Source organism: Nocardia sp. NPDC051900 (assembly GCF_044452545.1).
GTDB lineage: Bacteria > Actinomycetota > Actinomycetes > Mycobacteriales > Mycobacteriaceae > Nocardia > Nocardia sichangensis.
Genome location: NZ_JBITBU010000029.1, coordinates 24,637 through 40,892 on the forward strand (window position 1 = coordinate 24,637; position 16,256 = coordinate 40,892).

Consider the following 16,256-nt stretch of genomic DNA (forward strand, 5'->3'; position numbering starts at 1 on the left):
CCGGGACAATGTCTGCAAGTACATAGGGAGACGGTGTGGGCGAAACATTTTCGGTCGATCCGGATCGGCTGCGGGAGCACGCGCCGCAGTTCGACCTGATCGGGGCGGACGTGGCGGCCACCGTGCGAAAACTGCGCGCGGCCTTGGCCGAGGAAGGCGAGCCTTGGGGCAAGGACGACGCCGGCCGCGCGTTCGCCGAATCCTACGTTCCGGAGCACAAACGAACGATGGCCGACTTGAACAGCCTCGTCGAAGTGCTCCAGCAGGCAGGCACCGATCTGCGCAACCTCGCCGAAAACTTTGAGAATCACGATCGGGCCGTCGGGCAGCGTATCCGTGACACTGCCGACGCGTTCCAGAAAGATCCGGTATCGATCCCGCTGGGAGAGCAGGCCACCCCCACCCACCGGCTCAGCCCGAACCCTACGGACGTACCTACTGCCGCGCAGCCATACGCAGGATCTCCTCTGCCCACCGCGGCCTCGACGGCGGCCCCGCCGGCCCACCGAACTCCCGTCACCACGCCTGCGACCGCTCGGTCACCTGACTTGTCGAGCGCCCCTGCCGGTACTCCCGGCACGCCTGAGGACGGTTCGAGCCCGAGGCAGCAGCCGGGCGGGACCGAGGGGAATCCGCCCGGCCGTGACCACCGCGGCACCGAACAGCCAAATACACCCGGTTCCAGCGCGCAACCCGCTCATCGGGCAGAAACCGCATCCACGCGTCCCACGCAGGGCAATCGGCCGTCTTCCCCGTGGACGAAGCCTGCCGCCACGAATCGGACCGCCGTGACGCCCCGGGCCGGCATGGCGAAGCAGACCGGCGCCACGGCTCCGAGTACGCCATGGTCCAGGCCCATCACAGCGCGTCCGCCGAGGATTTCCGCCCCGGACGCGGGGACACCCGGTTCGCCGCCGCGCGCGCCGGGCCGCTCTCCCGCACGACCGGATCGGAAGGACGAGAAAGCAAACCGGAAAGTGGACGCCTCCGCCGAGTCGGTCGCAGCCCGCCTCGCCCGGGAACTCGCCGACCGCCACGGCGTGCGCGCCTTCGGTTTCGAGACCCCGGGCGTCGCGGTCCAGGTACTGACCGAGATCGTCGCCGCAGTGGACGACGTGCTGCCGCGATACCCGCAAATCGTCCTGCGCGCCATTGGGATCGAAGAACTGGCGAGCGGCGAAACGACGCAGCTGGAATGGGATTCGGGCGCGACACCTGGCGACTCCGAAAACGCTTTCGATTCACTGGAGAAGCGCTCCTCGGTCGAGTCCGAGGAGATGCTCACCGCACGCATCGTGCTGGCGGTGGGCGCTGCCACCGACCCGGAGCGGTTACAGCAGACCGTCACCACAGCCGACAACGCGGGCATGCTCGCCCCCGGATGCGCTAGACGGCCCGTGTATTCGTCGATCGTGCGCGAGCTCGGCAGAGCGCTCGACGGAGCAGGCGGCTTTCGCGCTCGCGCCGCCGCACAGCGCGTGCTGGTCAGGGCGTATATGCCGCAGCTGAACCCGGAGGACAAGGGCTCGTTGAATCGCACGGTGTCCGGCTTCCAGGAATGGCGGTCGCAGTTGAGCGGCCGCAGCTTCGATCGCGGGCGATTCCACCCCGCCGCTGCTCTGGCCGAGGCATTCACCGACGTAGTCCTCAACGCCGCAGAGGCCGCACCGCCCGCGCAGGTACTGCACCGCCTGCTCGTCACCACCGCGGACTCCCCCGCACCCCCGTAATCACCACCGCACAGTTGTAGGGAGCAGCCAGTGTTGAGCGTCTGGCTTGCGAAGGTGAATTTCGTTGAGAGGCAGCGATATTGTGAGCAGCATGCGGTGGATGGTTGCGATGAGCTTGGTGCTGCTGCTGGGCGGCTGCGCGCAGACCACGGCGGGAAGGCCGCAGCCGGTAGCAGGGGCGTCGCAGACGGCGTCGTCGTCGCGGGCGGCGGCGGCACCGGAGAAGGACGGGGAACTCCGAGATCGGATCGCTTGGGTTCGGCAAGGTACGCCGGTTGATCTCGCCGGCTTCCATTCGGCCCGGATCGAGGGCGGTCCGGTGACCGACCTGCGGGACGATATCGCGTTCGTCAGCCCTACCAGCAAGATCAGTTGCATCACGGGGAAAGCGTTGGGGATGGACGGGTTCGACTGCACGGTCGAACTGAAGGACCCGGTGCCCGCGCCGGGCGAGGGCTACGGCCAATGGTTCGGCGGATACGTGACCTACGCGGGGCGCCGGTTGACGGTGGGCCAATTTCGCGGCGATCCAGGGCTTTTCATCAACGGTCATGGCCGGACCTTGCCGTACGACAGCACCATCACCTTCGGCGACTACGCCTGCCGCATCGCGACGACCGGCCTCACCTGCGTGCACCCCGCCCAGGGCACGGGCGTGCAACTGAGCAGCGAGGGCGTCGTCCCGCTCGGCTGCCTGCGCGAACTCCCGCAGACGGAGCGCGAACCGGCCGTCGGCCGTGCTTATGCCTGCTGAGCACCCGTCGCTGCGACATCCAACGCTATTCCGTGGCCTTCGGATGGCCGGTTCCGGCGTACGTTATCCAGATGGTCCGATGATCGTCATCGATCAAGTACCAGACTCTGCCCCCACTGGTGACTTCGTACTGCCAGCGCTCGAGAGTGGCGCCCTTCCACACCGCCGATCCCATCGAACCCTTGAGACGATGCTGCCGCTCCGGGTTCGCCGATGCCCTCGGATTCGCTCGGATCGCGTCGAACGCCCGACGAAGGTTGGCAGCCGCGTGCTGCGCCAAATGCTCCCAACCGGTACAGGCTTCGGTAGTCGCGAAACGGACTTCGAATTCTTCGCCGACCGCAGGAGGCGCGACGCGATCGCCCCGCTTCGGACTCATCCGGCCGACTCTTCCGACTCCGGCACCGGGACCGGCCCGAGATCGCCTTCCGGCTCACGAGTCAGAATTGCCAAGAGCGCCGGGTCGGCATAGATCTCAGCTGTGTGCCGCCACTGTGCCAGCAGCGTGGCCAGTGGAGCGAGGTTTTCCAAGGCCGCCGCGCCCCGCGCTACCGCGACCAATTCATCGAGAAACTGATCGAGATCCCCTGCCGGAAGGAAGGTCACCCAAGGAACAGCGTCCGGCAGGACATCCCGCACGGTCTCCGCGCCCAGCCGACGCACCAGACCCGCGAGCAGTCGCGCCGTGAAATCGACAACTATGCCCTCGGCATCCAGCTGCGATACCCGCATGAGTGCCAAATCGTCGGCATCGCGCCGACGCAGCCGCAATGCGCGCACGTCGTCCAAGAGCTTCGCGGTCACCGCAGGCTTGTGCAGTAAGTCGCTGAAAGGGACGACGTCGTAGGCAGCGCTCATGACATCCACACTACCTCGGATGTTCGATCCGCTGGAATAGGAGCCCCGAAAACGCGAACGGCGCCGCCCCTTTCGGAGCGGCGCCGTTCTCAGCGATTCAGCGAATCACTTGATGATCTTCGTGACGCGACCGGCGCCGACGGTGCGGCCACCCTCGCGGATCGCGAAGCGCAGACCCTCGTCCATGGCGACCGGCTGGATCAGCTTGACGGACATCTCGGTGTTGTCACCGGGCATGACCATCTCGGTGCCCTCGGGCAGGGTCACAACGCCCGTCACGTCAGTCGTACGGAAGTAGAACTGCGGACGGTAGTTGTTGAAGAACGGGGTGTGGCGGCCGCCCTCGTCCTTCGACAGGATGTACGCCTGGCCCTCGAACTCGGTGTGCGGGGTGGTGGTGCCCGGCTTCACGACGACCTGGCCGCGCTCCACGTCCTCACGCTTCAGACCACGAACCAGCAGACCGACGTTGTCGCCCGCCTGGCCCTGGTCCAGCAGCTTGCGGAACATCTCGACACCGGTGACGGTGGTCTTGGTGGTCTTCTCGCGGATGCCGACGATCTCGACTTCCTCGTTCACGTTGATCACGCCACGCTCGACACGACCGGTGACCACGGTGCCACGACCGGTGATGGTGAAGACGTCCTCGATCGGCATCAGGAACGGCTTGTCGGTCTCACGAACCGGGTCCGGGATCGACTCGTCGACCGCGGCCATCAGCTCCAGCACCGACTCCGCCCACTTCGGGTCGCCCTCGAGCGCCTTCAGACCGGAGACCCGCACGACCGGCGCGTCCTCGTCGAACTCCTGCGAAGCCAGCAGCTCGCGGACCTCCATCTCGACGAGCTCGAGGATCTCCTCGTCGTCGACCATGTCGGCCTTGTTCAGCGCGACCAGGATGTAGGGCACGCCGACCTGACGGGCGAGCAGCACGTGCTCACGGGTCTGCGGCATCGGGCCGTCGGTGGCGGCGACCACGAGGATGGCACCGTCCATCTGCGCCGCACCGGTGATCATGTTCTTGATGTAGTCGGCGTGACCCGGCGCGTCGACGTGCGCGTAGTGGCGCTTCTCGGTCTGGTACTCGACGTGGGAGATGTTGATCGTGATACCACGAGCCTTCTCCTCGGGCGCCTTGTCGATCTGATCGAACGCGAAGCTCTCGTTCAGATCCGGGTACTTGTCAGCCAGCACCTTCGTGATCGCTGCAGTCAGCGTGGTCTTGCCGTGGTCGACGTGACCGATGGTGCCGATGTTGACGTGCGGCTTCGTCCGCTCGAACTTCGCCTTCGCCACTTCTTTGTCCTCCTGGACTTGTTGGTGCGTGCAATTGCAGCAGTGCGGGGGTCATCCCCGCGGACAACGGGGAAAGGGTTTACAAACGCCCGGGAGCCATTACTCGCCGGTCGCCTTGGCGATGATCTCCTTCGACACGTTGGCCGGAACCTCCGCGTACGAGTCGAACACCATGGAGTAGTTCGCCCGGCCCTGGGTCTTCGACCGCAGGTCACCGATGTAACCGAACATCTCCGAGAGCGGAACCAGCGCCTTGACGACACGGGCACCACTGCGTTCCTCCATGGCCTGGATCTGACCACGGCGGGAGTTCAGGTCGCCGATCACGTCGCCCATGTAGTCCTCGGGCGTCGTGACCTCGACCGCCATCATCGGCTCGAGGATCACCGGACCGGCCTTGCGAGCCGCTTCCTTGAGCGCTTGCGCGCCCGCGATCTTGAACGCCATTTCCGACGAGTCGACGTCGTGGTAGGCGCCGTCGAGCAGCGTGACCTTCAGGTTCACCAGCGGGTAGCCGGCGAGCACACCGTACTGCATGGCGTCCTGGGCACCGGCATCCACCGAAGGGATGTACTCCTTCGGCACGCGGCCACCGGTGACCTTGTTCTCGAACTCGTAGTGCGCGCCGTCCTCGCCGACAAACGGCGCCAGCGCGATGATCACCTTCGCGAACTGGCCGGAACCACCGGTCTGCTTCTTGTGCGTGAACTCGAGCTTCTCGACCGGCTTGGTGATCGTCTCGCGGTAGGCCACCTGCGGCTTACCGACGTTCGCCTCGACCTTGAACTCGCGCTTCATGCGGTCGACCAGGATGTCGAGGTGCAGTTCGCCCATACCGCCGATGACGGTCTGGCCGGTCTCCTGGTCGAGCTTGACCGAGAAGGTCGGGTCCTCTTCGGAGAGACGCTGGATCGCGGTGCCCAGCTTCTCCTGGTCGGACTTGGTCTTCGGCTCGATGGAGACCTCGATGACCGGGTCCGGGAAGGTCATGGACTCGAGCACGATCTGGTTCTGCGGATCGCACAGGGTGTCACCGGTGGTGGTGTCCTTGAGGCCGATGACCGCGTAGATGTGACCGGCCGAGGCCGCGCCGACCGGGTTCTCCTTGTTGGAGTGCATCTGGAACAGCTTGCCCAGACGCTCCTTCTTGCCCTTGGTCGAGTTGATGACCTGGGCGCCGGAGTCGACCTTGCCGGAGTACACGCGGACGTAGGTCAGCTTGCCGAAGAACGGGTGCACCGCGATCTTGAACGCCAGCGCCGCGAACGGCTCGTCGGCGCTCGGCTTGCGGGTGAGCAGTTCCTCTTCCTTGCCGGGCACGTGGCCGGTGGTGGCCTCCACGTCCAGCGGCGAGGGCAGGTAGTCGATGACCGCGTCGAGCATGGGCTGCACGCCCTTGTTCTTGAACGCCGAGCCACACAGCACCGGGTAGAGCTCGGAGGTCACCGTCAGCTTGCGGATGGCGCCCTTGATCTCCTCGATGGTCAGCTCTTCGCCGCCGAAGAACTTCTCCAGCAGCGCCTCGTCCGACTCGGCGACGGTCTCCAGCAGTTCCTGGCGGTACTGCTCGGCCTTCTCCTTCAGCTCGTCCGGGATCTCGACGACCTCGTACTGCTCACCGAGCTTGGTCTCGCCGCGCCAGACCTTGGCGTTGTTCTCGACCAGGTCGATGATGCCCTCGAAGGTGTCCTCCGCGCCGATCGGCAGCTGGATGACCAGCGGCTTCGCGCCGAGGCGGTCCTTGATGGTCTGCACGGTGAAGTAGAAGTCCGCACCGAGCTTGTCCATCTTGTTGACGAAGCAGATCCGCGGCACGTCGTACTTGTCCGCCTGACGCCACACCTGCTCGGACTGCGGCTCGACGCCTTCCTTGCCGTCGAACACCGCGACGGCGCCGTCGAGCACGCGCAGCGACCGCTCCACCTCCACGGTGAAGTCGACGTGCCCGGGGGTGTCGATGATGTTGATCTGGTTGTCGTTCCAGAAGCACGTGGTAGCCGCGGAGGTGATGGTGATACCACGCTCCTGCTCCTGCTCCATCCAGTCCATCGTGGCAGCGCCGTCGTGGACCTCACCGATCTTGTAGGTGATGCCGGTGTAGAAGAGGATGCGTTCAGTTGTGGTCGTCTTGCCCGCATCGATGTGGGCCATGATGCCGATGTTGCGGACCTTGTTCAGGTCGGTGAGCACGTCCTGTGCCACGGAAATCTTCCCCGCTCGTAGCTAGTTGGGATTATCGGGGACGACCCTGTGGTCGCCTCTATGTCAACGCCGGAAGCGGCCGGTGAGTGCCGCCTCCGGCTGTGCCTCCCGACCCAGACGACGGGCCGGGCAGACGTCACCAGCGGTAGTGCGCGAAGGCCCGGTTGGACTCGGCCATCTTGTGGGTGTCCTCACGGCGCTTGACCGAGGCGCCGAGGCCGTTGCTGGCGTCGAGCAGTTCGTTGGCCAGACGCTCGACCATGGTCTTCTCCCGGCGCGCACGCGAGAAGTTGACCAGCCAGCGCAGGGCCAGAGTGTTGGCGCGGCCCGGACGGACCTCGACCGGCACCTGGTAGGTGGCGCCACCGACGCGGCGGGGCTTCACCTCCAGCGACGGCTTCACGTTGTCCAGCGCGCGCTTGAGGGTGACGACCGGATCGGTGCCGGTCTTCTCGCGCGCCTGCTCCAGCGCACCGTAGACGATGCGCTCGGCGGTGGACTTCTTGCCGTCCAGCAGGATCTTGTTGACCAGCTGAGTGACCAGCGGCGAACCGTAGACCGGGTCGTTGATCAGCGGACGCTTGGGTGCGGGGCCCTTGCGTGGCATATCAGCTCTTCTCCTTCTTGGCGCCGTAGCGGCTGCGGGCCTGCTTGCGGTTCTTCACACCCTGGGTGTCGAGCGAGCCGCGAATGATCTTGTAACGAACACCGGGGAGGTCCTTCACACGACCGCCGCGCACGAGCACCATCGAGTGCTCCTGCAGGTTGTGTCCCTCGCCCGGGATGTAGGCCGTGACCTCGACCGAGCTGGTCAGGCGAACACGCGCGACCTTGCGCAGCGCGGAGTTCGGCTTCTTCGGGGTCGTGGTGTACACGCGGGTGCACACGCCACGACGCTGCGGGCTCCCCTTCAGGGCCGCGGTCTTCGTCTTGGCGACCTTGTCGCGGCGACCCTTGCGGACCAGCTGGTTGATGGTTGGCATAGACCGGCTTTCCTTATTAGTTAACGCGGTGTGTGGACTTGGTGTCTGTTTTAAGTTCGCGGCGTTCCCGGGGCCCTTCGTGGAGACAAGCTTCCACTTCGAGGCCCGTCGTTCACGCCGCTGTCATCGAGCTTTCACTCGCACGTCCGGCCACGTTTCTCGCGTCCCGAGGTCGGGCGTGTCGCGCGCGGCGCGGAGCCCTTATTCCGGGCACGCTGGATTCGTCGGCCGCTCTCGCTGGCCTACGGTCACGCACGAACTTGCCCGCATGCTTCCGGGCACAGCGGTCCACGATACCCGTGGCCGGGACACAGGGTCAAAGTGGGTCGGTTCGAAGATCGTCTACCTGGCCAGGTTCAAGGTCATTTCCATCAGCTTCTTGGCCGCGTCGCACGGGTCGGGATGCGCCGAGCCGGGGCGGTAGTTGATCCACCAGCCGATCACGCCGTTGTCCGGCGCACTCGCCGTCACGCCGCAGGAATCAGGGTCCTTCGGCCTGCGTATCTGCAATGCCAGCGAACTCTGGATGGTGATGTTGGTGGTCTCGTAGCCGAGCTTGTTGTTCGTCTGCTTCTCGTTGCTCAGCGTCCCGTTCTCGTACCAGTTGAGCGTGGCCATCCCGTTGCCGCCGGGCGCGCCGATCAGATCCCACATGCACACCGCGCCGAAGAACGACTCGCTGACCGTGACGCCCTCGCCGACGGCCTTGCCGATCTGCTCCTCGGACAGGATCATGCATTCGCGCAGCAACTTGTCCAGCCTGGTGTTGACCGGCTGGCTTCCGCCCACCGGCTGCGGCGAACCGGGCACCACCTGACTACAGCCGCCCACGGACAGCGCCACCGCTACCGCCGCGGCGGCCACCGCGCCTCGCCCGCGCAGGACTCGTCGCACGTTCATGCCCTCCCCCTCACTGCATCCGCTGCAGAGTCAGCTCGGCGAGAGCACGGCTGCGGTCGCACGGGTTGCCGGAGCCCGTGCTGAAATTCCCGATGTTCGTCGACCATTCGAAGAAGTCGTCACCGAGTTGCACGGCGAGGTCGCAGATCTGTCCACTCGGATCCAAGGCGGCGAAACCCTCGCGCCCACCGACCTTTATCGGATCGGGGGCTCGGCCGTTCACGGTCACCCACGCCCGCTCACGCTCGATCGGACTCCCTCGATAGGAAGCGAAAGTGATACTGGCAGAACCGATGCCGGCCGACTGCCAATTGCAGCCGACGGCATTGCGGAAGACGCCGGAGATCCGGCCGAGCCCGCCAAGAGCGCGCACCTCGTCGTCGGTCACGTGCCCACACTCCCCGACGAACGGACCCATGGCCACCACTTTGGGCGCAGGCCGCGACGGACCGGGGTCCTCGGAGTCTCTGCTCGAACCGCAACCCGCCAGTGCGAGCACCAAGGCTGCCGCGGTCACGACCGCCGACTTGATCCGCATGGCAAGAACTCTACCGATTGCGCTCCGGGCGGACCGTCCGGCGAACACGGCCGGGCAGCGCTGCCCGCGACAGCCGGGCGAGCCGTCGCGGCGCGGGCTCCGATTACAGATTGCCCCGGGCTTGCTGTTCGCGTTCGATCGCCTCGAACAGAGCTTTGAAGTTCCCCTTGCCGAAACCGAGGGAGCCGTGGCGTTCGATGAGTTCGAAGAAGACCGTGGGGCGGTCGGTGAGCGGTCTGGTGAAGATCTGCAGCAAGTAGCCGTCCTCGTCACGGTCGACGAGGATGCCGCGCCGCTGGAGTTCTTCGACCGGGACGCGGACCCGGCCGATGCGGGCGCGCAATTCGGGATCCTCGTAGTAGGCCGTCGGCGTCTCCAGGAACTCGACACCCTCCCGGCGCAAAACGTCCACGCAACCGAGGATGTCGCCGGTGGCGAGCGCGATGTGCTGGACACCGGGGCCGCGGTAGAACTCCAGGTACTCATCGATCTGGGAGCGTTTCTTGCCGACGGCGGGCTCGTTGAGCGGGAACTTCACCCGATGGTTGCCGTTGGCGACGACCTTGCTCATCAGCGCCGAGTACTCGGTGGCGATGTCGTCGCCGACGAACTCGGCCATGTTGGTGAAACCCATGACGCGCCGATAGAACTCGACCCACTCGTCCATCCGCCCGAGTTCCACGTTGCCCACGACGTGATCGATCGCCTGGAACAACCGGTTGGGCGCTCCGTCGCGCCGCTGGTAGTTGGAGCGGCGGGCGACATAGCCGGGCAGGTAGGGCCCGAAATAGCCGGAACGGTCGACCAGGGTGTGCCTGGTGTCGCCGTAGGTAGCCAGCGCGGCCGAGCGGACCGTGCCGAAGTCGTCGGTCTCGTCGTGCGGTTCGACCAGGACGGTGGCGCCGTGGGTGCGCGCCCACGCCACACAGCGGTCGACGTCGGGCACTTCGAGCGCGATGTCCACCACGCCGTCGCCGTGTCGATTGTGATGGGCGGCCAGCGGACTGTCCGGGTGCACCGCTCCGGTGATCACGAAACGCGCCGCACCGCTACGCAGCACGAATGCCTTGTGGTCGCGATTGCCGGTCTCCGGACCGGAGTACGCCTCCAACCGCATGCCGAAGGCGGATTCCAGGAAGTGCGCGGTCTGGGTGGCGTTGCCCACCGCCCAGACCAGAGCGTCCCACCCGATGACCGGGAACGGGTCACCGCTGTTGTCGTGGTCCACCAGCCCCACCAGCGTGCGCAGCTCGCCGTCGCTGGGAACGGCGCCGGACCGGGTGTCCGGCAGGTGCTCGATGGTCATGTTCCAAGGAAATCGCCGGTTCCGTCGGCTAGGCAACAGCGCCGATTCCCGGTAGTCAGTGTGGCGAATTCGGCTAGGAAGTGGCGGGCCATGCTGGACAATTTGAATAGCATGAGCGGGCCGGGCAGCGAGCCCGGTGCGGCGAACGGAGGCCGGCATGGCGCGCACATCGGCGAAGCTCGACGAACTCGATCTCGCCATCCTGTCCGCGATGCACGAGTACCAGAAGGCGGGCATTCTCGAACTGTCCCGGCGGACCAGAGTGGCAAGGGCCACCGTGCAGTCCCGGATCGCGCGCATGGAGGAGTCCGGCGTGATCGCCTCCTACGACCCGCAGATCGATGTCACCGCCGCGGGGTTCGACGTGCAGGCCTTCGTCACGCTGGAGATAGCCCAGGGTGCGCTGGACGCGGTGGCCTCCGAGCTCGACGCCATCCCCGGCGTGCTGGAGGCCTACGCCACGACCGGCACCGGCGACGTGCTGTGCCGGATCGGGGCCGACTCGCACGCGGGGTTGCAGGCCGTGCTGCTGAGCATCGACCGGACCTCCTCGGTGGTGCGCTCGCACAGCGTCATCGTTCTTTCCACCGTGGTGTCCCGCCGGGCGCTGCCCCTGTTGCGCACGTTGAGCCCGACCGGGACGACCAAAGCGCCCGCCTACCGACCAGCCCGCGACCAGTGAGCGACCCCGGTCAGGGGCGCAGGCCGGCGTGCACGTCGAGGATTTCCACGCTGCCCTGCTTGTCCGCCTCCAAGAAGGCGAGCAGAGCATGCGCCTCCGCCTCGACATCCGCGCGCTCCGCCCGGTCCAGTTCCGGGTCGGACTGATGCGGAGCCGGGCGGTTCCCGCGTTCGTGAAGATCTTGTACATGCCCGCGAGAAAGCCGTCGACCAGCACCGGCGAGACCTGAGCCGCGAAGGCGCGCAGCGGAGGGGCCGCGCCGTCGGGCACGATGCGGGTCCGATCCTGGTGCGACAGCAAGGCGTTGTCGTACCAGCCGAGCAGCCGCACCGGGGCGGGAACGTCCGGATCGGCGAGTTCACCGTCGGCGATGTCGTAGAGCGTCCGACCGCGCTCGTCGGTGTAGGTGCGCACCCGGTCGCCCAGTTCCGCGACGGCCTGCTTCATCCCGAGCAACTTCGACCAGGTCTGCATGTCCATGGTGCTCGCAGGCCCGAAAGCACGCAGATAGCGGAAGATCAACTCCGCCAAGGGATACGAGGGGTCCAGCGGCGCACCCAACCAAGGCTCGACCCGCGACCAGATCGGCCTGCTGTTGTCCTTCCACTTGCCGCGCGGCGGGGTCTGCAACACCGGGAGCTGGTACAGCCAGGTCTGCAGCACCGCGCCCGGGTCGCGGTCGGGGTACAACTCGGCGGCGCGGGCGCGCAGGTCCGCCGCGGACATCGGCTCGTCGGCGAGCGCGGCTTCGCCGTGCCCGCGCACCTCCTCCGGATCCAGTCCGACCATGGCGCCGTAGTTGAAACCATTCCGGAACGGCACCTTCTCCAGTTCCGGCTGTATGTGCGGCGCGATCCGCACCGCGTCGGGCGGCGTGACCAGGTGAATGGTGCCGCGCATCAGGGTGATCCGGACCAACGACCGGTCCTCCAGCGCGTCCGAGACCGTCGCCGGATCGAAATCCGCTACGCGGCTCCACAATGCGACGAACGGCGGCAGCGAATCCTGCGCCTGCAACCCGACGAGATGGTCGCACATCTCGTGCACCGTCAAACGCGAGCGCTCGAGTAGATGCTGGCGAGCCAGCAGGGTCCGGTTCAGTACCCGGTTGGACAGCTTCATGACGCGGCCGGAATGCCTCAGCGCAGGGTGACCACGACCTTGCCGGTGGCCGTCCGGTTGTCCAGCGAGGCGACCGCCTCCGCGGCCTTGTCCAGCGGGTACAGCACCGGCTCCGGCGGGGCGATCTTGCCGGAGGCCAGCAGCGGTTCCACCTCGGCCCACTGCTCCTGCAGATAGCCCGGATGCGACATCACCCACTCGCCCCACGCCGCGCCGGTCACCTCCACGTTCTTCAGCAGCAGCCGGTTGACCTTGACGGTCGGGATCTCCCCTGCGGTGAAGCCGACTACCAGCAACCGGCCCGCCGAGCCGAGCGACCGAACGCTGTCGGTGAAGCGGTCGCCGCCGACCGGGTCGAGCACGATGTCGACGCCGCGGCCGCCGGTCAGCTCCTTCACCGCCGCCAGCCAGCCGTCGGTCAGCACCACGTCGGTGGCCCCGTTGGCGCGCGCGACCTCGGCCTTCGCCTCGGTGCTCACCACGGCGATCACCCGGCCTGCCCCGAGCGCCGCCGCCATGCGCAGCGTCGAGGTGCCGATGCCGCCCGCGGCGCCGTGCACGAGCACCGTCTCACCTTCCGCCAGCCTGCCCCGGGTACGCAGGCAGAAGTGCACGGTGAGGTCGTTGAACAGAATGCCCGCGCCCGCCTCCAGCGAGACGTTGTCGGGGAGCCGGAACACCATCTGCGCGGGCGCGACGGCCGTCTCGGCCAGCGCGTTGCCCAGCATGGTCAGCGCGATCACCCGGTCACCCGGTCGCACGTGCGCGTCCTCGGGCGCTTCCCGGACGATGCCCGCGACCTCGCCGCCCACGACGAACGGCAGTTCGGGTTTCATCTGGTAGAGGCCGCGCGTCATCAGCACGTCCGGGAAGGCCACACCGGCCGCGTGCACGTCGATCACGACCCCGCCCGGGAAAGCCGCGGGCTCCGGAATATCCACGATCCGGATCGCTTCCGGGCCTTCCAGCTTGCTGACCTGGGCTGCGCGCATGTGCCGACCTCTCTGTCCTCGCACCGGCCTGATCCGCGGCCGGCGCCACACCGACAACATAACCGGCGCGGTCCGACGACGCCCGTCCGGACGCCCGATTTTGCTATGCTGGCCGCGACCTCGCGGTCGGGAGGGAAGGGGGATTCATGGTCGAGCAAAACCAATCGCAACCTGCGACGACGATGCAAGTCGATCCGGCGGCGCTGCGCTCGTTCGCGCAGACTCTTCGTACGGAGGCCACCTCGGTCGCCGACCTCGGCGGCGGCGAGAGTCTCGGCGCCGTCGTCGGGGCGCTGCCAGGCACCGAGTTCGGCCCTGCGGCCCAGCGCGCGAACGACGCCGCGCACCGCTGCCTGGAGCGGATCGGCTCGCGGCTCAGCACGATCGCCGACAACCTGCACAACGCGGCGGGAAAGTACGAGCTGGTCGAGGACGACTTCGCGGCGAAACTTCGCACCATAGGACTCCAGGTGCCATGACGCTCAGCATCCCAGACGTCGAGAACTGGCGGCCGGAGCAGCTCACGGCGGCGGGCGCGCTCGCCGAACGGATGTCGCAGGGCCTGGACACCGCGGTCGGCAAGGGCGCGGACGACACGAAAGCACTCGCCGACGCCGAGCAGTGGTCCGGTTCCGCCGGCGACGCCGCGAACGCCAGGATGCAGACCGAGAAGACCCGCGCTTCCGCGGTGAGCGCCGCCCTGCTCGAGCTGAAGACGGCGCTCACCACCCAGGTGCAGAACCTCGCCGAAGCGAAAGCCAAGGTATTGAGCCTGCGCGACGACGCGCTGAACCAGACGCCGCCGTTCGACGTCGCGCCCAACGGCACCGTGGACGCCAAGACGCGCATCGACTATCTGCGCTCGCACGCGGACAAAGCCGACGTCGAAGGGCTCGTCTTCCAGGAAGCACTACAGGCGGCCTCGCGGACGTGGGAGCTGACCAACGCCCTGAAGACCGCCGATGACGTCGCGAACCAAGCGAAGACGCAGGTCGAGAGCGCGGCCGGGAAACTGGAGGCGGCGTTCGCCGGGCTCGGCGAGCCCAACGCGAACGTGCCTGCGGCCCCCACCACGCCCGCCGCCACCGCACCGGCCGCCGCATCGGGGACCCCCGTCGCCGCACCGTCGTCGCACCAATCGAGCCAGCTGACGTCGGGGCACCACAACTCCGGGTCGCCGCACGGCACCTCGTCGAGCACGCCGTATCACGGTGGTACGAGTTCGTCCGCGCCGTCGGGGCCCATGCCGACCGGTGACGTCGCGCAGTGGATCGCCGAGGCGAAGCAGAAGCTCATCGCGATGGGGTACGACCCAGCGCAGATCGATGAGCGGGCCATCGCGCTGATCATCGAGCACGAATCCGCGGGCAATCCATACGCGGAGAACCGCTGGGACAGCAACTGGGTGGCCGGGCATCCGTCGAAGGGTCTGATGCAGACCATCGACAGCACGTTCAAAGCGTACAAGGCGCCGGGCCACGACGACGTCTGGAACCCGGTCGACAACATCATCGCCGGCGTGCGGTACTCGATCGACCGCTATGGTTCGCTCGGCAACGTCCCGGGTGTCGCCGCCGTGAACTCGGGCGGCGCGTACCAGGGGTACTGACCCCGCGCACGGCCATGCTCCACGCCCGCCGAGCCGCCGCGACCGTGCGTCGGAGTCTCTCGCGCGCGCAAGACCCCGTTTTTGCTGGCCCAGATCCCCGCAGACGGACTATTAAGGAGGTACGGACGGCTCGACGCGAGGGTGTGACGTACGCCCCGTAAAGTCGTCACAACAGCACCGCACGAAGAAAACGCGGCACACCGTGCAGCGCGAGGAGCACAAGTGTCACTCGATCAGCCACTCGCCCCGCTTCCCGAGGAGGGCATGGGCTTTGCTTCGGCGTGGCCCATCCGGGCTGGCGATGTGGATCCCTACGACCGGTTGCGGTTCGACGCCGTCGCCCGCTACCTGCAAGATATCGCCTGGGAAAACCTGCACAGCACGTTCTTCCACCGGTCGGACCCGAACTGGATCGTCCGGCGCACCGTCATCGACGTCATCCGGCCGATCCTGTGGCCGGACGACGTGCAGCTGCTGCGGTGGTGCTCGGCGATGTCCACCCGGTGGACCAATATGCGTGTGCGGATCACCAGCGGCAACGGCGGATTGATCGAGACCGAGGGCTTCTGGATCAATATCAGCGAGTCCACCGGCATGCCCGCGCGGATCAGCGACGAGGGCCTCGCCTACCTCGCCCGCACGTCCACCGAACACCGCCTGCGGTGGCGGCCCTACCTGACCGACGCCACACCGCCGGAGTCGGACACCGACTTACCGTTCCCGGTGCGGGCCACCGATATCGACCAGTACAACCACGTCAACAATGCCTGTTACTGGCAAGCGGTGGAACAGTTCCTGGTCGAATATCCCAAACTGCTCGCGGGTCCACACCGCGCGGTGATCGAATACGTGGCGCCGGTGCTGGCACGCCAGCACGTGAGCGTGCGCAGCCGGTACGAACCCGGGGATCGGACCGGCCAGCCGGTGTTGCGGCTGTGGTTCGTGGTCGGCGGGACCACCACGACGGTGGTCCGCATCATGCCCATTCCCGCCTAACCGGGCATTTAGGCCGTACCAGTCGGGTGGCGCGGAATTTGCGTTCAGGTCCTGCGTCGAGTGCCGCTCGGGTTTTGGGCGTACCCGGTGAGTTACCCGTGTACTTACGAAATCAGTAGGCTGCTCCGCCTCTCCGCGTCTTCAGGCCGTACTGGTCAGGGGCTCGGCAGTTGCGTTCAGGTCTTGCGGGGGTGCCGCTCGGGTTTTGGGCGTACCCGACGAGTTACCCATGCACCTGCGAAATCAGTAGGCCGGTTCTCGCAGAAGATCCACCTGGTCGGCGTCCTC

16 protein-coding genes and 1 pseudogene are annotated in these 16,256 nt (G+C 66.9%); 7 read left to right on the forward strand and 10 right to left on the reverse strand.

Annotated elements, in window-relative coordinates:
- The first annotated feature begins 977 nt into the window (after positions 1-977).
- Complete coding sequence (locus ACIA5H_RS34395; protein ID WP_397080122.1) at positions 978-1,730, forward strand: hypothetical protein; 753 nt, start codon at positions 978-980, stop codon at positions 1,728-1,730.
- Positions 1,731-1,845: 115 nt separating this feature from the next.
- A complete protein-coding gene (locus tag ACIA5H_RS34400; protein ID WP_397080124.1) occupies positions 1,846-2,484 on the forward strand; it encodes a hypothetical protein in 639 nt (212 codons plus the stop codon).
- A 375-nt stretch (positions 2,485-2,859) separates the two neighbouring features.
- Here the strand turns inward: ACIA5H_RS34400 and ACIA5H_RS34405 are convergent, their stop codons facing one another.
- The 8 genes from ACIA5H_RS34405 to hppD all read right to left on the reverse strand — a co-directional run bounded on the left by ACIA5H_RS34405 (position 2,860) and on the right by hppD (position 10,567).
- Positions 2,860-3,342 carry a hypothetical protein gene (locus tag ACIA5H_RS34405; protein ID WP_397080126.1) on the reverse strand — a complete coding sequence of 161 codons (483 nt, stop codon included), beginning with the start codon at positions 3,340-3,342 and terminating at the stop codon, positions 2,860-2,862.
- Positions 3,343-3,447: 105 nt separating this feature from the next.
- Positions 3,448-4,638 (reverse strand): elongation factor Tu, encoded by a 1,191-nt coding sequence (tuf, locus tag ACIA5H_RS34410; protein ID WP_067809956.1) that lies wholly within the window; start codon positions 4,636-4,638, stop codon positions 3,448-3,450.
- Between the two features lie 99 nt (positions 4,639-4,737).
- A complete protein-coding gene (fusA, locus tag ACIA5H_RS34415; RefSeq protein WP_379253957.1) occupies positions 4,738-6,840 on the reverse strand; it encodes an elongation factor G in 2,103 nt (700 codons plus the stop codon).
- A gap of 136 nt (positions 6,841-6,976) precedes the next feature.
- On the reverse strand, positions 6,977-7,447 hold the full coding sequence (rpsG, locus tag ACIA5H_RS34420; RefSeq protein ID WP_014353063.1) for a 30S ribosomal protein S7: 471 nt from the start codon (positions 7,445-7,447) through the stop codon (positions 6,977-6,979).
- Position 7,448: 1 nt separating this feature from the next.
- The gene (gene rpsL, locus ACIA5H_RS34425) at positions 7,449-7,823 is read right to left on the reverse strand and encodes a 30S ribosomal protein S12 (protein ID WP_039801925.1); all 375 of its coding nucleotides are present in this window, start codon (positions 7,821-7,823) and stop codon (positions 7,449-7,451) included.
- Between the two features lie 342 nt (positions 7,824-8,165).
- Positions 8,166-8,723: a DUF3558 domain-containing protein gene (locus tag ACIA5H_RS34430; protein ID WP_355080019.1), complete on the reverse strand. Its 558-nt coding sequence runs from the start codon at positions 8,721-8,723 to the stop codon at positions 8,166-8,168.
- Between the two features lie 10 nt (positions 8,724-8,733).
- A complete protein-coding gene (locus ACIA5H_RS34435) occupies positions 8,734-9,261 on the reverse strand; it encodes a DUF3558 domain-containing protein (protein ID WP_397080129.1) in 528 nt (175 codons plus the stop codon).
- Positions 9,262-9,364: 103 nt separating this feature from the next.
- A complete protein-coding gene (gene hppD, locus ACIA5H_RS34440) occupies positions 9,365-10,567 on the reverse strand; it encodes a 4-hydroxyphenylpyruvate dioxygenase (protein ID WP_355080023.1) in 1,203 nt (400 codons plus the stop codon).
- A gap of 157 nt (positions 10,568-10,724) precedes the next feature.
- On the opposite strand from hppD, the gene ACIA5H_RS34445 reads away from it, so the two are divergent.
- Together ACIA5H_RS34445 and ACIA5H_RS34450 are read left to right on the forward strand one after the other, a co-directional pair.
- Complete coding sequence (locus tag ACIA5H_RS34445) at positions 10,725-11,249, forward strand: Lrp/AsnC family transcriptional regulator (RefSeq protein WP_397080131.1); 525 nt, start codon at positions 10,725-10,727, stop codon at positions 11,247-11,249.
- Between the two features lie 28 nt (positions 11,250-11,277).
- Complete coding sequence (locus tag ACIA5H_RS34450) at positions 11,278-11,478, forward strand: hypothetical protein (protein WP_397080133.1); 201 nt, start codon at positions 11,278-11,280, stop codon at positions 11,476-11,478.
- On the opposite strand, the pseudogene ACIA5H_RS34455 reads toward ACIA5H_RS34450, so the two are convergent.
- Together ACIA5H_RS34455 and ACIA5H_RS34460 are read right to left on the reverse strand one after the other, a co-directional pair.
- Positions 11,427-12,371 (reverse strand): annotated as a pseudogene (locus ACIA5H_RS34455) (winged helix DNA-binding domain-containing protein); the annotation flags it as partial. The gene ACIA5H_RS34450 and the pseudogene ACIA5H_RS34455 overlap by 52 nt on opposite strands.
- A gap of 17 nt (positions 12,372-12,388) precedes the next feature.
- Positions 12,389-13,363: an NADPH:quinone oxidoreductase family protein gene (locus ACIA5H_RS34460; RefSeq protein WP_355080029.1), complete on the reverse strand. Its 975-nt coding sequence runs from the start codon at positions 13,361-13,363 to the stop codon at positions 12,389-12,391.
- 146 nt (positions 13,364-13,509) lie between these two features.
- Between ACIA5H_RS34460 and ACIA5H_RS34465 the strand changes: the two genes are divergently transcribed.
- The 3 genes from ACIA5H_RS34465 to ACIA5H_RS34475 all read left to right on the forward strand — a co-directional run bounded on the left by ACIA5H_RS34465 (position 13,510) and on the right by ACIA5H_RS34475 (position 15,968).
- Complete coding sequence (locus ACIA5H_RS34465) at positions 13,510-13,842, forward strand: type VII secretion target (protein ID WP_355080031.1); 333 nt, start codon at positions 13,510-13,512, stop codon at positions 13,840-13,842.
- Entirely contained in the window at positions 13,839-14,972 is a 1,134-nt protein-coding gene (locus tag ACIA5H_RS34470) for a transglycosylase SLT domain-containing protein (RefSeq protein ID WP_397080136.1), read from the forward strand. The genes ACIA5H_RS34465 and ACIA5H_RS34470 overlap by 4 nt, the downstream gene beginning before the upstream one ends.
- Before the next feature lie 222 nt (positions 14,973-15,194).
- Positions 15,195-15,968 (forward strand): acyl-[acyl-carrier-protein] thioesterase, encoded by a 774-nt coding sequence (locus tag ACIA5H_RS34475; protein WP_379253961.1) that lies wholly within the window; start codon positions 15,195-15,197, stop codon positions 15,966-15,968.
- Positions 15,969-16,256 lie beyond the last annotated feature (288 nt).

Excerpts from the sequence above, each read along its gene's own strand:
- ACIA5H_RS34405 (WP_397080126.1), bottom strand. The coding sequence starts at position 3,342 with ATGAGCGCTGCCTACGACGTCGTCCCTTTCAGCGACTTACTGCACAAG.
- rpsG (WP_014353063.1), bottom strand. The coding sequence starts at position 7,447 with ATGCCACGCAAGGGCCCCGCACCCAAGCGTCCGCTGATCAACGACCCG.
- rpsL (WP_039801925.1), bottom strand. The coding sequence starts at position 7,823 with ATGCCAACCATCAACCAGCTGGTCCGCAAGGGTCGCCGCGACAAGGTC.
- ACIA5H_RS34430 (WP_355080019.1), bottom strand. The coding sequence starts at position 8,723 with ATGAACGTGCGACGAGTCCTGCGCGGGCGAGGCGCGGTGGCCGCCGCG.
- ACIA5H_RS34435 (WP_397080129.1), bottom strand. The coding sequence starts at position 9,261 with ATGCGGATCAAGTCGGCGGTCGTGACCGCGGCAGCCTTGGTGCTCGCA.
- hppD (WP_355080023.1), bottom strand. The coding sequence starts at position 10,567 with ATGACCATCGAGCACCTGCCGGACACCCGGTCCGGCGCCGTTCCCAGC.
- ACIA5H_RS34445 (WP_397080131.1), top strand. The coding sequence starts at position 10,725 with ATGGCGCGCACATCGGCGAAGCTCGACGAACTCGATCTCGCCATCCTG.
- ACIA5H_RS34460 (WP_355080029.1), bottom strand. The coding sequence starts at position 13,363 with ATGCGCGCAGCCCAGGTCAGCAAGCTGGAAGGCCCGGAAGCGATCCGG.
- ACIA5H_RS34465 (WP_355080031.1), top strand. The coding sequence starts at position 13,510 with ATGGTCGAGCAAAACCAATCGCAACCTGCGACGACGATGCAAGTCGAT.
- ACIA5H_RS34470 (WP_397080136.1), top strand. The coding sequence starts at position 13,839 with ATGACGCTCAGCATCCCAGACGTCGAGAACTGGCGGCCGGAGCAGCTC.